This is a genomic window from Niallia sp. FSL W8-0635 (assembly GCF_038007965.1).
In the GTDB taxonomy this organism is placed as follows: domain Bacteria; phylum Bacillota; class Bacilli; order Bacillales; family Cytobacillaceae; genus Niallia.
This window is the reverse complement of the sequence record NZ_JBBOYD010000001.1, coordinates 2,504,884-2,521,951: the sequence shown is the minus strand read 5'-3', so window position 1 is coordinate 2,521,951 and position 17,068 is coordinate 2,504,884. Positions and strand designations below refer to the sequence as shown.

Here is a 17,068-nt window from a genome sequence, read left to right as displayed (position 1 = left end):
ACTTTAGGAGTGTTTGTCTTTGAAAAAAATCGCAGTTATGATGTTTGGATGTTTCATTACATCATTTGGTTTGTATTTATTAAAAGGTTCGGCCATTGTCACTGGAGGAACAGCAGGACTTGCATTAAGTGTATCTTATTTGCTACCTATTTCCTTTTCCATTTTATTTACCTTGATAAACATCCCATTTTATATTTTATCTTACTTTAAAATGGGCAAACAATTTACTTTCTCAACTATTTTAGCTGTATCTTTAGTCACCATATTTTCTTATCTTCTTCCCATCATTTTTCCGCCACTAGCCTTTTATCCATTAGTAGGCTCGATTATCGGTGGATTCATTATTGGAATTGGAACCATTATTTTGTTTATGAATGGCTCGTCTTTAGGAGGAGCACAAATTCTGTCTATTACCCTGCAAAAACAATTTAATTGGAATATGGGAAAAACGAATTTTATTTTTGATACAATCGTTATTTTAATCGGCTTGTACAGTGTTGGATTACTAAGAGGTATATACAGCATAGTATCGGTGTTTATTATTTCCTTTATGATGAGCACTTTTAAGGAAAAAATCGCACATCGAAATACAAGCAAGAACAACGGAGACAATGTTACTCCCGTAATTAAAACGCAGTCAGTTTAAGTTTCAGGCAGTTGGTCACAACAATAAACTTTTATGAAAACAGCCGAGTTTTAAGAATGCAAAAACCCTATTCTTTTTATCCTATGGTTAGAAAACCACTGGATAGAGAAAAGGGTTTTTTGCATATTTTATATTTTCAGTATTAATATAATGAAATTAATTGACAGTGATAATCATTTTCATTTAAAATGATATCAAATAAATGAAATGAATAGGAAGGTGTAAGATTTATGAAAAATGAATTCATTGTTTTAACTCCATTTCAATATATGATCGAATGTACCTGTCCTAGACCTGAACATACATTCATACTTGATTTACATAAAGGTGATATTATTACAGTTACAGAGGAGAAAAAATACGTCGATTCACTTGGTTGGCTTTTACTTGTCATGATAAAGGACTATAGCTTCTTTATGTTTGTGGATGAAATAGAGGAATTTATCGCAACGAAGAAGATTACTTCTTTACTAGATATGCAACTGAGAATGAATTATTTGGAATTTAAAGTGAATGAATCGTTAGATGTTTTAAATAAAGAGCAATTTGAATTATTTGCAAGTGAACTTAATGAATTGAAGGCTGTGCAAAAAGATCTTGTAATGATTTAAATGCAGTGTTTTTTTTTAGCAATCCAACTTTATTGCTGGGTTGCTTTTTTTTATTGCCTGTCTGCGATTTTTGTTGCTTACCTTAATACCCTTCCAGAAGAGCTATATTAGTCGTTCCTTTCTACTCGAAATATTATTCTCTTAATGAGTCTTGATTATTTGCAAACGGCTCTTTAGGAGATTACAATGGAAGAGCATTAGGAAAAAAGCAAATGTTTGCCTAGGAGGATTTATTAAATGAAAGTCAAAATAAACAGACACGCGGTAAAAGTACTCAATCAAATGCTAGATAAGGCGGAAGAAGGGGAAATGATTCGTGTATACATAACAGAGAATCATGGAAACCATGCTCATTACGATTTGAAATTGGACAAACAGACCGAGCATGATGAAGTTGTTCAATCTGATAAGGACATTCCAATTTTATTGGATACAAGAGATGCGGAATTCTTAGATGGTGTGTGGATTCAATATTTCCATGTTCCACAGCCTGGTTTTACTATTTACAATCCGGCTAAAGAGCATCATCATCATTAAAGCCTAAATCATAAGTTTTCAAACAAAAGATAAACCTGAACCATTATACGAAATGCTCATGATAGTTTTCGTATAGTAGTTTGGGTTTTTTTATTAGCGTTATAACGTCTGTTTTAGTAAGTTGTTGTAAGGTACCTGGGCGAATCGTGTGTTGCAGCTGTGGAATAAAAAGCTATTGAATCAAAGGGCGACCTTACAGGTTACTTATTAGCTGTGTGCCACTCTCTTATTTGTACACTTCATCCCATATTTCATCATAATGCATATTTTCATCCTGATGATAATATGATATAATTTGCTACTAAATGGAACTTGTACTAAATAATATCCGTCAAATTTAAATGAATTAAGGAAAAAGGTTTACACATTTGATTATTTAGGTTATATACAATATGTAACATAATTTATGAGGTTCCAGAAAAAAATAAAGGATGACAGCATTATTTTACGGAACGAACAGGGAGAAGCTGGAATAAATACCTATTATTTACCTTTTTATTAAATGAATGATATAAAAATTAGATAAATTCTTTAGAATCTATCTTTTCTATCTATTAATAATCGATTTTTGTTAATGAATTTTTAAAAGAATAGTGATAGGATTAATGGTAATAAAGTATTTAAGTTAAAAAATTTAGATTAAGGGATGGTAATCTAATGACAACAACGATAAAAGGAAATGAGAGCAGTTTACCTTTACGCAAAGATGTCAAACACCTTGGCAAAATTCTTGGTGAAGTACTTATCCACCATGGTGGCCAAGAATTATTAGAAAAGGTAGAGATTATTCGTAAGTTATCAAAGGAACTGCGCGAAACAAATAATGAACATACATATAATCAATTGAAGCTCGAAATGGAAAAATTGGATAAACCTGTACGTCGTCAAGTTATTCGTGCGTTTTCGAAATATTTCCATTTAGTGAATGTTGCTGAATTGAATCATCGAATTCGTCGTAGAAGAGAGTATCAGTTAAGTCAAGAAAAAGGTGTGCAACCATTTTCTATTGATCGCGCCATTATGGCATTTAAACAAAAGAATTTATCGGAAGAAACCATTCAAGAAGTGTTAAATACACTTTCATTAGAATTAATCATTACAGCACATCCAACTGAATCAACGAAACGTACAATTCTAGAAACTCAAAAAAGAATTGCGACTATCTTAAAACAACTTGATAATCCGATGTTGACCAAGAAAGAACGACAACATTTAAATGAAGATCTTTTTGAAGAAATTACGATCATGTGGCAAACGGATGAACTTCGCCAAGAGCGCCCTACTGTAATGGATGAAGTAAGAAATGGGCTGTATTATTTTGAGCAAACATTGTTTGATGTTCTGCCAGAAATCCACCAAGAAGTTCAGGATGCACTTCATGAAAATTATCCTAACTTTGATTGGAAAGTTCCTAATTTCCTATGGTTTGGTTCTTGGATCGGAGGAGATCGAGATGGTAATCCAAATGTAACACCAGATGTTACATGGCAAACACTTCATAAGCAAAATGAATTAGTTATTAAGAAATATATTGAAGCAATTGATGAATTAATGAAAAAATTTAGTCATTCAACAAATCGTGTTAAAGTTAGTTCGAAGTTAATTCAATCCATCATGGAGGAAGAGCAGCTTTATTTGACACCTGAAAAGAAATGGCCTGTTGAAAAAGAAGCTTATCGAAGAAAATTTTCAATTATTTTGGAAAGATTAAAAGAATATGGAAAATCTGATAAAGGCTACGTAAAAGCGGAAGAATTATTGGAAGATTTATTTCTAATTCAAGAAAGCTTTGCGTTACATCAGCCGAAAGCTCATCAACAAAAGGATTTACAAAAAATGATTCGTCAAGTGCAATTGTTTGGTTTCCATTTAGCAACATTGGATATTCGCAATCATAGCGGAGAACATGAAGCGGCAATTGATGAGATTTTGCGTAAAGTTGGAATTTCGAAAGATTATAAAAACTTACCAGAAAATGAAAAATTACGATTACTTGAATCTGTTTTAAATGATCCAAGACCTATTCTTTTGTTAAACGAGGACTACTCGAAAGAAACACAAGAAATGATTCGTACTTTTACGATGATTAGGGAAGCACACAAGAAATTTGGAGAGCGTGCGATTAATGTCTATTTAATAAGTATGACACGTTCACCAAGCGATATTCTCGAAGTGCTTGTATTAGCAAAGGAAGCAGGGATTTATCGTTTACATGCGGACGGTACAGTTGAAAGTCATTTAAATGTTGCACCTTTATTAGAAACAATCGAAGATTTAATTGCAGGTCCAGAAATTGTTGAAACGCTATTCCGTATGCCGGTTTATCGAGAGCATTTAAGACAGCATAATGACCAACAGGAGATTATGCTAGGCTACTCAGATGGCAGTAAGGACGGGGGAACGTTGACTGCGAACTGGAAGCTATTTAAAGCGCAACGAGAAATTCACGAAATGGCAAGTAATTATCAAATTGGCTTGAAGTTTTTCCATGGTCGCGGAGGTTCTCTGGGTCGTGGTGGCGGACCGTTAAATAAAAGTATTCTTTCTCAACCAGCTGAAACATTAGGTGATGGGGTTAAGATTACAGAACAAGGGGAAGTATTATCCTCCCGATATTTATTAGAGGATATCGCTTACCGAAGCTTAGAGCAAGCAACATCTACGTTGCTTATGGCTATCGCCCATATTTCAAAGGACATCAGCGAACATAAAGAGGAGCGAAATCTGTGGGAAAATTGCATGGAAGAAATATCAGCTATTTCTCTTGCAAAATATCAATCATTAGTATTTAATGATCCGGATTTTATGACATATTTTAAAGAAGCTACTCCGTTAACAGAGATTGGCAATCTGAAAATTGGTTCTCGCCCGATGAGCAGAAAAAATAAAACAACATTTGAAAATTTACGTGCTATTCCATGGGTATTTGCATGGACGCAAAGCAGACAATTACTGCCAGCTTGGTATGCTTCTGGTACAGGTCTTTCTGAATTTGCTAATCAAAAGCAAGGCAATATTGATATTCTGAAGCAAATGTACGCTAAATGGCCATTCTTCCGTTCAACAATCGATAATTTGCAAATGGCCTTAATGAAAGCAGATCTAACAACAGCTAGAGAGTATTCCTCCCTTGTAGAAAATGAAGCGATTGGGAATCGCATTTATCAAAATATTAAAGAGGAATACGATAAAACAAAGGCAATCTTACTCGAAATTTCAGGAATTGAAGAATTGCTTGATCATACTCCTTCGATTCAAGAATCTGTATATAGAAGAAATCCTTATGTAGACCCATTGAATTTCTTCCAAGTGGAATTAATTAAACAGCTGCGTGAACAGGAAGTACCAGACAAAGAGTTAATGAATCAAGTACTTCTAACGATTAACGGTATTGCAGCAGGTTTACGTAATACTGGTTGATGGGAGATAGCAAGACAGTATAAAAAGACGGGAAGGGAATTAAATCCTTCTCGTCTTTTTATTTCGTAGAACTCTTACTTATATGCTGCCAAAAACTCTTCTACTTGTTCAGGTGTTTTTGCATTGGCACTATGTAGGTGACCTGTTTTTTCACCGTTTTTAAAAATTAGTAGACTTGGAATTCCCATTACATCATATTTTTCGGCTATTTCTGGTAGTTCATCTTTATTTAGACTATACCATGTTTTGTCATTATTGGACTCTATAATTTCACCGATGAACATATCCATTCTTGTGCAATCTGGACACCAAGTTGTAAAAAACTTCACGATATTTGTTTCCCCATTGTTAATGATTTCTTCAAATGATTCCACTGTTTTAATTTCTTTCATTTTCTAAACCCCTTGTTATTAAATTTCCATTTAACCATTAATAAGTTAATTTTCTTTTATTCACTCTCATCCTTTATTAAGACTCTCAACACTTCCTAATAAGAATTCGAGGAAGATAGTGGAAGATTAACTGTCCGTATAGGTCAGAATGGTTTGTTTCACTTTATTATACACGGAATAAGAACTTATTACTTTTATAAAGCACTGATTTCCTATTTGCATAAAGCTTAAGCATTTTATTTGCAAAAATCATAAAGAAAGAGAAGAATATAACAGGTAGGAAAAGGGTAGGGTTTACAAATGAAAAAAAGAAAACATATATTGAAATAATATTTTAATCCCATTCTATTTTTGAATCTTTTTTTTCGTTATAATAAATGATATGTTGTCATATGATAAAAAGGGTCAATTTTACGGTTTCAAGTAAGAGGAGGTTGCAAATGAGTTCGACAAAAATAAACATTTCACCAGTAGAAAACAGGTACATACGATTATTATTAGCAATTGAAAATATGGATAAAGAGAAATTAGTAGATCTAGGTGATTCCTATTTACTGAAACTGAATAAAAAAAATAAAAGTGGTAATGAGCTTCATTTTTCCATGCTATTTAATAAAAAACTAATAAATAAAGTCGCAAGAAGTACAAATCCGTCCGTAACGATTACAAAGAATAAAAATCTTATCTCTCTTGAAATTACGATTATGCTTGATTTAACAGAGCCAATAAAAGAGGATAACTATTACTGGATAAAAAGAGAGTTCGCTACTACACCTGCATTTGAAATTTCCTACAAAATGAACGATGAATATTTCGATAAGAAAATATTACAGCATTTAAATGACAAGGAAGTCAGTGAAGAAAATGCAAGTGAAGAAAGTTCAGAAGTTTAAAAAGGTCAGCACTCCAGTGAGTGGAGTGCTGACCTTTTTTTATTCCGCAATTAATCCGAGCCATTTTAAACCGTTGTAAATCCCTGAATCTGTAACGGAAGTAGTTTTATGTTTTGCATAAGAAAAGAGCATTTCATGGGCATTTCCCATTGCAAATCCTTCTCCAACAACTTGTAGCATTTCCTTATCGTTTAAACCATCTCCGAAGGCAATAGAAGATTCCTTATCGATTCCTAAATTCTTAAGAATGAGGGATACCGCAAATCCTTTATTCACTTTATCGCTTATGACATCATAGGAATGCCTAAAACCGTCGATGTTTACTTGAGATAAATGGATGTCAGGAAATTCCTCATACAAGGCAATATCCTCTTCTTTTAAGTTAATAACCGTTATTCCAAGAATATTTTCTTTATCATCAAGTGTGAAAGCTTTATTCTTCTTAAGATGGAACTTTTGGCTAAATTGCTTTGTCATTTCTCCTTCAGGATGAGAAAGTAGATTATGCGTATTTGTATATAAAATAAGTTCATTTCCTTTTTCATTTGCAATGTCTATGTATTTTGTTACTAAATCGGGATTCATTGGTTGTCTAAATACATCAATATTATTATGTATAGCATAGGCACCGTTGTAACCGATAAAGGATTCTATAGCAAGTGTTTCGCCGATATGTGATATTTCATGTAATGGTCTTCCGGTTGCTAAAAAGACCTCTAATCCTTTTTCCTTCATTAATTGAACTGCTTTTTTTGTTGAATCTTGAATCGTATCATCCGGTGTTAAGATGGTACCATCAATATCAAGAAATAATATCTTATAATTTGTAGCCATTTTTACCTCCAATTAATACATATTAATGCATTTCTCCATACCATACTAACATATAAAAAGAGGAAATGAAAAAGAGTAATCAAAAAGTGAAAAAAATTTTGATTACTCTTTACGCTAATTTTACATAGGAATGCTTGTGTTTTGCTTCAAAGATTGATTAGTCTATTCCGTTACCAAATTTTCCACCATTGTCTCTTTTTTTCGTGGGAGACAGCTGTATGACGAAAGGTTTGGACTAGCTCTTGAAAATTTCTTTCTCTTTGTTTGATTTCCTTATTCATTTGTTCTCTTTCTAAACGAAGTGTTTCTATAAAATATTGGTCATTTTCATTTAATTGTTCGACCGTTTTATTCAGTTCTTCATTGGATTTTGAAAGGTTCTCAATCATGGATTTAATTTCCTTGGCAGAAGAAACATTGGATGTCCATTGTTTGGAATACGTTTTTCTTTCAGCTTTTGATATTTGAGATAGTTTTTTTATTTTGGTGTGAATTTCTTCATATTCTGTTGCTGTTTTTTCTGTATTTGTATGTAAAAGATCCGAAAACTCTTCTAATTGTTCGGAAGTTTTTTCTTGTGTCTTACTAACTGTATTTGTAATATGATGAATGGTTTCTTCATTGCCTGCTTGAATTTCCTTCGTAATCGTTTCTAATACTTCTTTTTTTATACCATTTCTGATTTCTCCTTTGACTTCTTCTAGAAAATCCTGCTTATAATTTTCTAAGGAGGAAAGGAGTAGCCTGAAGTTTTGCTCCACTGTATTTGGATAATTTGATTCATTGGTGTCATTCGTATTTTTTTCAGGTACTTCCAATGCCGTATTTTCGTTTTGTTCGATAATCTTTTCCTCTAGAGACTCTTTTTTTACAGGTCGATTAATTAACATCGTTAATGTTTCCTTCACTTCAGCAGTTTTACGTTTTTCTTTATATAAGTTTTTTACTTCATGGAGTAAAGTAATTTCTTTTTCTGTATAAATACGTGCACCTGTTTTTGTTCGCGGTATCACGATAATTCCTTGTAAATCTTTTTCCCATTGTTTTAATTTTGTTGGGGTAGTTGTTAATTTTTTTGATGCTTCCCTTAAGGTATATGCCTTCATTATCTCTCTCTCCTTTGTAATTTTCACGGTTATAAACATCTTTATTTTATTTATTTATAGAATGATGATGGAAAATCCTGCTACAAGACAAAAGCTATCAAAACTTCTGAATTGTTGACAATTTTCCCGATTTTTCTAATACTAAGCCAGCATTTTATAGAATCCTTTACTCAATCTTGTGTAGTTCTTTCCTTAATTGCATAAGCTAAGAGAATCGAAAGGAAGGCTCGGAAAAAGGGGAGATATCCAAATGAAAAAGAAAATTCTATTTATTCTTTCCATCACACTTATCCTTTTTATGCATGCAAACACAATTCGAATACAAGCAAAAAGTGAAATAAACGATGATACTAGCATTAAGCTTCGAATTTTAGAAACAACAGATATCCATTCGTATTTATTGAATTATGATTACGAGAAAAAGAAGAAGACGATTGAATATGGATATAACCGAGTAGCAAGTTTGATTCAACAGGCAAAAAAAGAACATAGAAACACTCTATTATTTGATGTTGGAGATGTGATAAAAGGAAGTCCCATTGCGGAATATGTCGCAAGTTCTCCTATGTTCTATTCCAGTGATATACATCCTGCATATAAAAGTATGAATGTATTGGGGTATGATGCAGCGACATTTGGTAATCATGAATTTAATTATGGTTTGGATTTTCTAATAAATACAATAAAAGGGGCTGATTTCCCTTATACAAATGCGAATATATATGTTGATGATCGTAATGATTATGAACAGGATGATATCCATTTTTTCCAACCATATTTATTAATAGATAAAGAAGTAATAAATGAAAAGGGCGAAATGGATAATGTAAAGGTGGGCGTTATTGGGCTAATTACTCCAATAACACAACAATGGGATAAAGCACATTTTGACAATAAGCTAATAATAAAAAATATGCGAAAAACTGCGGAAGAAATCGTACCGAAAATGAAAAAAGAGGGTGCGGATATAATTATTGCCTTAGTTCATGCAGGGCTGGAATCGGATCAAGGATATAGGCCAAAGTCTGGTAATAACGTGAGAGATATTAGTAAAGTAGAAGGAATTGATGTCATTCTTTATGGGCATTCACATGGTATCTTTCCAGTAAAGGGTGCAAAGGGGCCAAAAGGCGTTAATCATGAAAAGGGATTAATAAATGGAAAACCAACTGTTCAAGCAGGAAATTGGGGAAATCATCTTGGGATTATTGATTTGACGCTACAGAAGAAAAAGGAGAAATGGATTATAACGAAATCGAAATCAACGGCAAAGCCAATCATCAGGATAATCAAAAAAAAGAAAATACCGATTGTGTCTCCTATGCCAGAAATGGAATATATTCTATCCAGGTATCATGAAGAAACATTAGAATACATGAAAAGCAAAAGCCTATTAAATCATTTAGAGGAGTAAATGATTTTAAAAGCTCGTTGTACAAGCAATATACTTGAAGATTAGAAAGCATCGCATATAGAATGGAAAGAGATTTATCAAAGGGGATAGGATATTTATGGGAAAAATATTGAAGGATATCAAGTTTTCTGTACTTGATTTAGCACCGATAAAAGAAGGTAGTAATGCTGCGGAAAGTTTTAAAGAGAGTTTAGAACTTGCTCGTCTTGCTGAACAATGGGGATATAATCGTTATTGGGTAGCGGAACACCATAGTATGCCTGGAATAGCTAGTAGTGCAACCTCCGTATTGATTGGTTATTTAGCTGGAGGAACGAACGAAATTAGAATTGGTTCTGGGGGCATTATGCTACCAAATCATTCTCCATTAGTTATCGCCGAGCAATTTGGGACGTTAGAATCCATGTATCCCGGTCGCATTGATTTAGGTTTAGGGAGAGCGCCTGGAAGTGATCAATTGACCGCGAGAGCATTACGTCGTTTTCAAAGTGATGGAAATGATTTTCCTGAATTAGTAGAGGAATTAAGAACGTACTTAAAGCCATATGAAGACACTCAATTGCCTGTAAGAGCGATTCCAGGAGAAGGATTAAAGATACCAATTTGGTTGTTAGGATCTAGTGATTTTAGTGCAAGATTAGCTGGGCGCCTTGGTCTTCCATTTGCATTTGCAAGCCATTTTTCACCAGATTATACAGTGCCGGCACTTAACACCTATTATAATACGTTTATACCATCGGATATATTGGAAAAGCCATATACAATGGTAGGTGTAAATATCATTGCAGCAGACACAGATGAAAAAGCTGAATTTCTTGCAACTTCTTCTCAACAGCAGTTCTTAAATCTTATCCGAAATAATCCGACGCCATTAAAGCCGCCGGTTCCGAATATGGAAGAGGTATGGAGTGCTTATGAGAAATCAATTGTACAACAGCAATTAAAATCGTCCATTATTGGTTCGAAGGAAACGGTTGCGAGAAAATTACAGGCGTTCTTAGATATAACTCAAGCAGATGAAATGATTATAAATACCCAAGTTTATTCGCAAGCAGATCGAAAACGCTCCTATGAAATAGTAAAAAATATAGTGATGTAAGTCAAAGCAACAAGTACAAAAGGATATCATTTCATTTTGTACTTGTTTTTGTGTATGATAAAGCTATACAGAATGATGTGTAGCTCGTAAATAGTTGGAGGGAATAGTAGTGAAAACAACCATGAATTTGGTTAATAAAGAAAAGATACAGCAAATTTTAAATGAAATGGTCGATCATGCATATGAAAATATTAAAGGAGAAGAAGTTCTACTTTGCATGGAATGCTGTGATGTAGATTTATATGTTGCAGCAGACTCTTATGAACCTTTTATAGATGCACTAAAAGCAAATTTTGAATTAGACGATTTAGGAGAAATTGTGGATAGAGAAGCTTATCACCAATTAATGAGAGAACTAGATGAATATTACGTTGATTTACATGTTAAGTCTGGATATTATGATTACTTTCCAGCAGGTAGCTATATAGTGAATGGAAGGGAAGAAGAATCAGAAACAAACATCCTTGCTCCCAAAGGGGTTTTTTACGCACCATTTGAAGATGCGGTAATAGAATAAATAGTATATTTTTTGGTCAGGGCGTCTTAAATATGATTTCCTGACCTTTTTTAGCTATGTTTTTCCCCTACAAGTAGGAATCTTTACAGTGATTGTATCAATCAACATTTTTCCAGGAGGAATGCTTTTCTAGGATTTTCTTTCGTTTTTCATATTTATGGATGGAATGTGGCCAGTTTAAAATACCATCATCCTTATCAAACTCAATTATGATATCAGATACTCCTTTTTCTGTAAATATTTGTTTTTCGATTCGTTGTCTTATATTATCCGCTTGTTCTACTGTAAGTTTACTATCGATTTCAATGCTTAGTTCTACATGAAAATCTTCGCCTTCTTTATATACGGCAAGGCCTTGAATATCTCGGACATCTGGATCTTTCATGGCAATGTTTCCAATTACACCCTGCATTTCTAAATCAGCCTCGCCAATCGCACCAGCTGCATTGTCTAGGAAAACTCTTCCAACTATGATGAACATAAAGATACCGATGATAATCGATGCGATTCCTTCTGCTTGCTTAAAGTTTGTATATTCAGATATAACGACAGCAAGGATTGCTAATAAGCCTCCAGCGGTTGCAACCGAATCTTCTAAAAATACCAATTTCGTTGCAGGTTTTGCAGATTTTAAATAGGCAAAACTAGTAGTTAATAATTTCCATCCTTTCGTTTTCAGCCCAGCATTCGTCACAATTTCTTTCATTGCCTTTATTAACACAATAAATTCAAGGGAAACAGATATAGAAAGAACGATAATTATAAGAAAAAAGCCTGTTGATTCCTGTGGTCTAATTACATGGTCAATGCCTTCCCGGATTGTTTCATATGCCATTATACCGACAATAAGAACGGCAAACAATAAAACGACATTGACAAGTCTGCCAAAACCACCTGGAAACCGCTTGGTAGGCGCCTTTTTGCTTAATGCAGATCCAATAAATACAAAAAATTGATTGGCTGCGTCTCCTAGAGAGTGCATGGTTTCTGCAAACATAGCAACATTGCCTGATAGAAAAAAAGCAAATCCTTTTATGATGGAAATAATAGTATTTACGAGTGCAGCAAGGAGAGCAGATCGATTTCCGTTCTTAAGTAAAAAAATGAATTCTTTCATTGTAATGTAGTACCCTTCTTCCTTACCAATATTGCTATCGAATGCAAATAAAAAGAGAGCTTCCCAACAAATAGCCATCTTTAGCTTATAGAGATGGTTTTTCATGTTTATGGAAAGCCTCTATGTACTTCTGTATTCTTCTTGTTAGATCCTTAAAGAACAAAAGGTTAACAGAAGTCCTTTTCGTAAGTCTATGGTGTTATTTACACGAATGTTGAATATGTATGTCTAAGAAGTAATTGTTTGGTTCATTTAAGCTAATTCGCTTTTTCAACCGCACTGTTCCAATCGGGGAAATAATGTAGCGCATGGCGCATTAATTCAGGATGGCTTTGTTTAACCTTCTTTTTATTCATATTCATGCCATTTGAACGTAATTGTTGAATAGCCAACATTACTTCATCAGCAGTCATGCTAATATCCATTGACTTACCTCCTTTTTATTTTGTTCTTATTCTTTACCGTCATGAAGAAAAATATACGAGGTTTATATAAAAAAATAAGATATATTTCTTGGGAAAGCGCAAAAAACGCTATGATTTAGACAAATAACAACTTTATTTATCAGAATATATCGAATCATTCCTCCATCATCCTCTTCCTTGTATGATTAGTAGTTCATTCGTTATAATTGAGAGGAACGGATGAAAATAGAAGGACGTGATGGAAAAAGTGAAATGGAGAAAGCTATTATTGCTACAATTAGCTGCACTTATATTTTATTTTATAGGAGTTAATACAGTATCTGCCCATGCGTATATTACCAATTCCACTCCTAATGAAAATGAAATATTAGAAACAGCACCGAGTAATGTTTACATAGAGTTTAATGAAAAAATCCAAACAGGTTTTACAATATTAAATGTCTTAAACTCTTCTGGAGAGCGGGTAGATCAGAAGAATGTGATGATAGACCCAAAAACAGAGAAATCGATAACAGTAGATTTAGAGCCAGACTTACCTAACGATATTTATACAGTTGAATGGAGAGTAGTATCGGCAGATGGACATTCCGTTTCTGGAATGATTCCTTTTAGTATCGGAGAATTACCTGAGGGTGCAACATTTCCAACCCAACAAGAAAATGGAAATATGTTTACCTTTATAAGCACAATGATAAATAAAGGCTTTCTCTATACTGGCTTTTCTTTATATATGGGGCTTTTCTTATTCTATTTGATCTGGTATAAAGGCAAGCAAGTATCCAATAACTTAGTAAAAAGGACCAAAACAGTGTCCATTACTGCAATAATATTACTTGCTATCAGTATTATCAGTTTTATCGTCATTCAAACACAAAGCTATGCTGGTGGTGGTTTACTAGCATCCTTAAGTGTAAGAAATTTAATGGAAACTTTGAGAAGTACGAAAGAAGGGACCATTTGGATTCTGCAAATGATCCTGTTGGCTATTCTCTATGTGAGCCATCTTTCTATTTGGAAAAAGGAAGCATATTTAGAAAAAAAACGCTGGGTTATCCCTGGATTAGCGTTTTTAGGCATTATGCTTTCAAAAGCATTTCTTGGGCATCCATCTAGTTCCCCATATGAAACAGTGGCGATTTTGTTTGATTTTGCACATTTAGTCTCAGCTTCTATTTGGCTTGGTGGTATGCTTGTCATTATCTTGTTTTTAAGAGAAGGTATATTTGCTAAGGAAGGAGAAGGACATGATTTATATTGGGCTAGTATGGAAAAATATTCACTATGGGCCCTTTTCTCTGTTGCTGTCCTTGCTATTTCTGGAGCAATAAATGCTTCTTTATTAATACCTGATTTTCATTCCCTAGTTAGTACGGCATACGGGAAAGTCTTACTTATCAAAGTTGCTTTACTAGTGCTTATGCTAATATTTGGAGGCTATCATTTGGTTAGTAGAATTCTTCTAAAAAAGAAAGAGTTCTATAAATTATCAATTAAAATAGAAATTGTGCTTGGAATTTTGGTATTACTCGTAACGAGCGCATTTACGCAAATCCAAACACCAACCTTGCCTATTGATTTGCCATTTTATGAAGAAGCAGAACTAGCATATAATGAAAATATTAGCTTATCCATTACGCCTAAAAAAACGGGTGTTCAAAATCAATATGAAGTGTTTGTGTTTGATAATAATCGTAAACCAATTGATCCAATTGAACAAATTACGATAAGCTTAATCCATGGGGAGAAAGAAACGTCCTTTCCTTTAACGAAAGAGAAAGATGGCCATTATTTTGCAGAAAATCTTCAATTGAATCAGCCAGGTAATTGGGAAGTTGAGATACATGTTTTAACAGATGAATTAGAATCACTAGATTATTCCTTTAAAATTCAAGTTAGATAATGTTTGATTTAAGGGAGTATTGGGAATAGAAATAAAGGAATATTTCTCGGGAAACCGCAGGAATAGACAGGATTAGTGAGTAAAAGCTCGTTAATTGGCGAAATCGCTAGAAAATTATCGGTTTTAGTAAAAAACAAGTCTCCTTTGAAGGAGACTTGTTTTTTAATGCGTAGAATTTGAATGCCAATGTGCTTGGAGAGAGCTTTTCTTTATTACCGAATTATATAATCGGTAACCGACTACTCCTGCAATTAACGTAAGAATAACATCTTTTATAAGCGGGAAAGCCATCCAGCTCCATAGTAGTTGGTAGGTAAATCCAGCAGGTGCCAAATACCATAACTTATATGCCATATACATCCAGCTTGTACCAATTATGTAATTGATTATTAACCCAATAAATGCACTAAAAACAAAGGTTGGAATGGATGGTTTTTTTTCGGCAATTAAACCAACAATAAAAGCAGTAAGGATAAAAGCTAAAATAAATCCAAAAGATGGTTTGGTTAGGATAATCAGTCCTCCAGAAACACCCGCAAAAATGGGAATCCCAATAAGTCCAACGAGCATATAAACGACCATGGCAATGCTTCCTAGTCTTTTGCCTAGAAGTAGACCTGCTAGGATGGCAAAAAATGTTTGAAGCGTTACAGGAACTCCACCAATTATAAGAAAACTGGTAACATTGGCGCCAACTGCCATAAAAGCAACGAATAATGCAATCATTGTAATATCTAGAGCTTTCCACTGTTTCAAGTTTATCACTCCTTTTTATAATTTCCTAAACCAACTATACTTCTCTAATTAATATATGTCAACTTTTTTAAAAATAAGTTAACATATTAAAACTACATATTTTTTGAAAGAATGTTCATACTAAAAGGAGAATGAAAGGAGATGTTTGCATGAAAATATTAAAGTTTCCATTCATAAAAATCTTGTTAGTTGGTTTATTCCTAATGCAGATTAACATTCCTATACAGGCTGAAGCAGAAGGACTACCTTCTTATGTTAAATGGGGAAGAATTGCCATGACAAAAGCTCAAGAAAAATACCCTAATAGTGAAGTTACAGATTATCTGCATGTTGGCAAGGAAGATAAAAAAGGTACTTCTGTTGAAAAATTTAAGCTTATTGTAAAAAAAGATCAAAAGGAAATCGGTGTATTTGTTAACTTAACTTTTGATACAAGAACGGAACGATTGTTATCTGTTGATATGGAAGAGACTCAACCCTAATTTTCAAAAAACTCTCTAAAATAATTGGTTTTAGGGAGTTTTTTTGTTTTAATGAAAGAAGAAGAGGGGGAGAGGGAAATGATGATTATGGGAAATATCCAAAATATTATGCGATATCCTGTAAAATCCTTTACAGGTGAATATCTTTCAAAGGCACAAATCATGTCATATGGCATCTATGGGGATAGAAGTCATGCATTTATTGATAGGACAAATCGGGATAAGCATTTAACTATTACTCAATTTCCTGAAATGGTTACATACAAAGCATGTTTTTTAGGAGAAGAGTCTTTAGATGTGTTTCCTAAACTAAAAGTGATAGCAAGGGATGGAATAGAATATGATTGGGATGACCAAGCATTATTGGATAGATTAGAAGAGGAAACGAATCGAACGTTAGAGACTATTACCTATTCCCCTACCTATGTTCCATTCCCAGCTATTGAAGTTGACAATATACTTCTTATCTCAACAGAGGCATTAGCAGAATTATCGACATCATTCGGTGAACCAATCGATGAGAGAAGATTTAGAGGCAATATTATTTACGATATACAAGAAGTGGGCATAAAAGAACAGGATTTAATTGGGAAGCAAATTAAAATTGGATCAGAAGTAATTCTCGAAATAAATCAATTCTGTGAAAGATGTATGATAATAACCGTCGATCCTAAAACAGGAACAAGACAGCCCAAGCTGTTAAAACAGATAGTAAAAGAAAGAAATAATCATTTGGGCATGTATGCTCGTGTTATTCAGACAGGAACCATTCATATTGGTGATCAAATGACAATTTTATAATAAAAAAAGCATTTGAAACAAACGGTTGTCAAATGTGAATTGCTCCTAAATGGTTAGATGAACTATTTAGGAGTTTTTTGTTTAGAGTGTTCTGTTAATTCTTGATGAGAAGGTGTCT

Annotated in this window: 17 protein-coding genes; 11 read left to right on the top strand and 6 right to left on the bottom strand. The window is 33.6% G+C overall.

The window, feature by feature from the left end; genetic code table 11:
* The first annotated feature begins 19 nt into the window (after positions 1-19).
* The 4 genes from NYE52_RS12050 (at position 20) to ppc (ending at position 5,214) form a co-directional block, all read left to right on the top strand.
* Positions 20-646, top strand: coding sequence for a YitT family protein (locus NYE52_RS12050; protein WP_341193288.1), 627 nt, complete (start codon positions 20-22; stop codon positions 644-646).
* Positions 647-876: 230 nt separating this feature from the next.
* Positions 877-1,257: a hypothetical protein gene (locus NYE52_RS12045; RefSeq protein ID WP_341193287.1), complete on the top strand. Its 381-nt coding sequence runs from the start codon at positions 877-879 to the stop codon at positions 1,255-1,257.
* Between the two features lie 237 nt (positions 1,258-1,494).
* A complete protein-coding gene (locus NYE52_RS12040) occupies positions 1,495-1,794 on the top strand; it encodes an iron-sulfur cluster assembly accessory protein (protein WP_341193286.1) in 300 nt (99 codons plus the stop codon).
* A 657-nt stretch (positions 1,795-2,451) separates the two neighbouring features.
* Positions 2,452-5,214 (top strand): phosphoenolpyruvate carboxylase, encoded by a 2,763-nt coding sequence (ppc, locus tag NYE52_RS12035; protein ID WP_341193285.1) that lies wholly within the window; start codon positions 2,452-2,454, stop codon positions 5,212-5,214.
* Between the two features lie 74 nt (positions 5,215-5,288).
* On the opposite strand, the gene NYE52_RS12030 is transcribed toward ppc, so the two are convergent.
* The gene (locus NYE52_RS12030) at positions 5,289-5,606 is read right to left on the bottom strand and encodes a thioredoxin family protein (protein ID WP_341193284.1); all 318 of its coding nucleotides are present in this window, start codon (positions 5,604-5,606) and stop codon (positions 5,289-5,291) included.
* Between the two features lie 440 nt (positions 5,607-6,046).
* Here NYE52_RS12030 and NYE52_RS12025 point away from each other — a divergent pair, with 440 nt between their 5' ends.
* Positions 6,047-6,499 carry a hypothetical protein gene (locus NYE52_RS12025; RefSeq protein ID WP_341193283.1) on the top strand — a complete coding sequence of 151 codons (453 nt, stop codon included), beginning with the start codon at positions 6,047-6,049 and terminating at the stop codon, positions 6,497-6,499.
* A 39-nt stretch (positions 6,500-6,538) separates the two neighbouring features.
* Here the strand turns inward: NYE52_RS12025 and NYE52_RS12020 are convergent, their stop codons facing one another.
* Complete coding sequence (locus NYE52_RS12020; protein WP_341193282.1) at positions 6,539-7,333, bottom strand: Cof-type HAD-IIB family hydrolase; 795 nt, start codon at positions 7,331-7,333, stop codon at positions 6,539-6,541.
* 170 nt (positions 7,334-7,503) lie between these two features.
* Positions 7,504-8,439, bottom strand: coding sequence for a MerR family transcriptional regulator (locus tag NYE52_RS12015; RefSeq protein WP_341193281.1), 936 nt, complete (start codon positions 8,437-8,439; stop codon positions 7,504-7,506).
* A gap of 250 nt (positions 8,440-8,689) precedes the next feature.
* Here NYE52_RS12015 and NYE52_RS12010 point away from each other — a divergent pair, with 250 nt between their 5' ends.
* The 3 genes from NYE52_RS12010 (at position 8,690) to NYE52_RS12000 (ending at position 11,469) form a co-directional block, all read left to right on the top strand.
* Positions 8,690-9,853, top strand: coding sequence for a metallophosphoesterase (locus NYE52_RS12010; RefSeq protein ID WP_341193280.1), 1,164 nt, complete (start codon positions 8,690-8,692; stop codon positions 9,851-9,853).
* Positions 9,854-9,950: 97 nt separating this feature from the next.
* Positions 9,951-10,952, top strand: a complete 1,002-nt coding sequence (locus tag NYE52_RS12005) for an LLM class flavin-dependent oxidoreductase (RefSeq protein WP_341193279.1) — start codon at positions 9,951-9,953, stop codon at positions 10,950-10,952.
* Positions 10,953-11,061: 109 nt separating this feature from the next.
* Complete coding sequence (locus NYE52_RS12000) at positions 11,062-11,469, top strand: hypothetical protein (RefSeq protein WP_341193278.1); 408 nt, start codon at positions 11,062-11,064, stop codon at positions 11,467-11,469.
* 97 nt (positions 11,470-11,566) lie between these two features.
* Here NYE52_RS12000 and NYE52_RS11995 read toward each other — a convergent pair whose 3' ends face one another.
* On the bottom strand, positions 11,567-12,586 hold the full coding sequence (locus tag NYE52_RS11995) for a cation diffusion facilitator family transporter (RefSeq protein ID WP_341195174.1): 1,020 nt from the start codon (positions 12,584-12,586) through the stop codon (positions 11,567-11,569).
* Between the two features lie 257 nt (positions 12,587-12,843).
* A complete protein-coding gene (locus NYE52_RS11990; RefSeq protein ID WP_341193277.1) occupies positions 12,844-13,011 on the bottom strand; it encodes a hypothetical protein in 168 nt (55 codons plus the stop codon).
* Positions 13,012-13,249: 238 nt separating this feature from the next.
* Between NYE52_RS11990 and NYE52_RS11985 the strand changes: the two genes are divergently transcribed.
* The gene (locus NYE52_RS11985) at positions 13,250-14,911 is read left to right on the top strand and encodes a copper resistance CopC/CopD family protein (protein WP_341193276.1); all 1,662 of its coding nucleotides are present in this window, start codon (positions 13,250-13,252) and stop codon (positions 14,909-14,911) included.
* A gap of 162 nt (positions 14,912-15,073) precedes the next feature.
* Here NYE52_RS11985 and NYE52_RS11980 read toward each other — a convergent pair whose 3' ends face one another.
* The gene (locus NYE52_RS11980; RefSeq protein ID WP_341193275.1) at positions 15,074-15,667 is read right to left on the bottom strand and encodes a biotin transporter BioY; all 594 of its coding nucleotides are present in this window, start codon (positions 15,665-15,667) and stop codon (positions 15,074-15,076) included.
* A 149-nt stretch (positions 15,668-15,816) separates the two neighbouring features.
* Between NYE52_RS11980 and NYE52_RS11975 the strand changes: the two genes are divergently transcribed.
* Positions 15,817-16,149 carry a DUF3889 domain-containing protein gene (locus tag NYE52_RS11975; protein WP_341193274.1) on the top strand — a complete coding sequence of 111 codons (333 nt, stop codon included), beginning with the start codon at positions 15,817-15,819 and terminating at the stop codon, positions 16,147-16,149.
* Positions 16,150-16,227: 78 nt separating this feature from the next.
* Positions 16,228-16,950 carry an MOSC domain-containing protein gene (locus tag NYE52_RS11970; RefSeq protein ID WP_341193273.1) on the top strand — a complete coding sequence of 241 codons (723 nt, stop codon included), beginning with the start codon at positions 16,228-16,230 and terminating at the stop codon, positions 16,948-16,950.
* Positions 16,951-17,068: the final 118 nt, after the last annotated feature.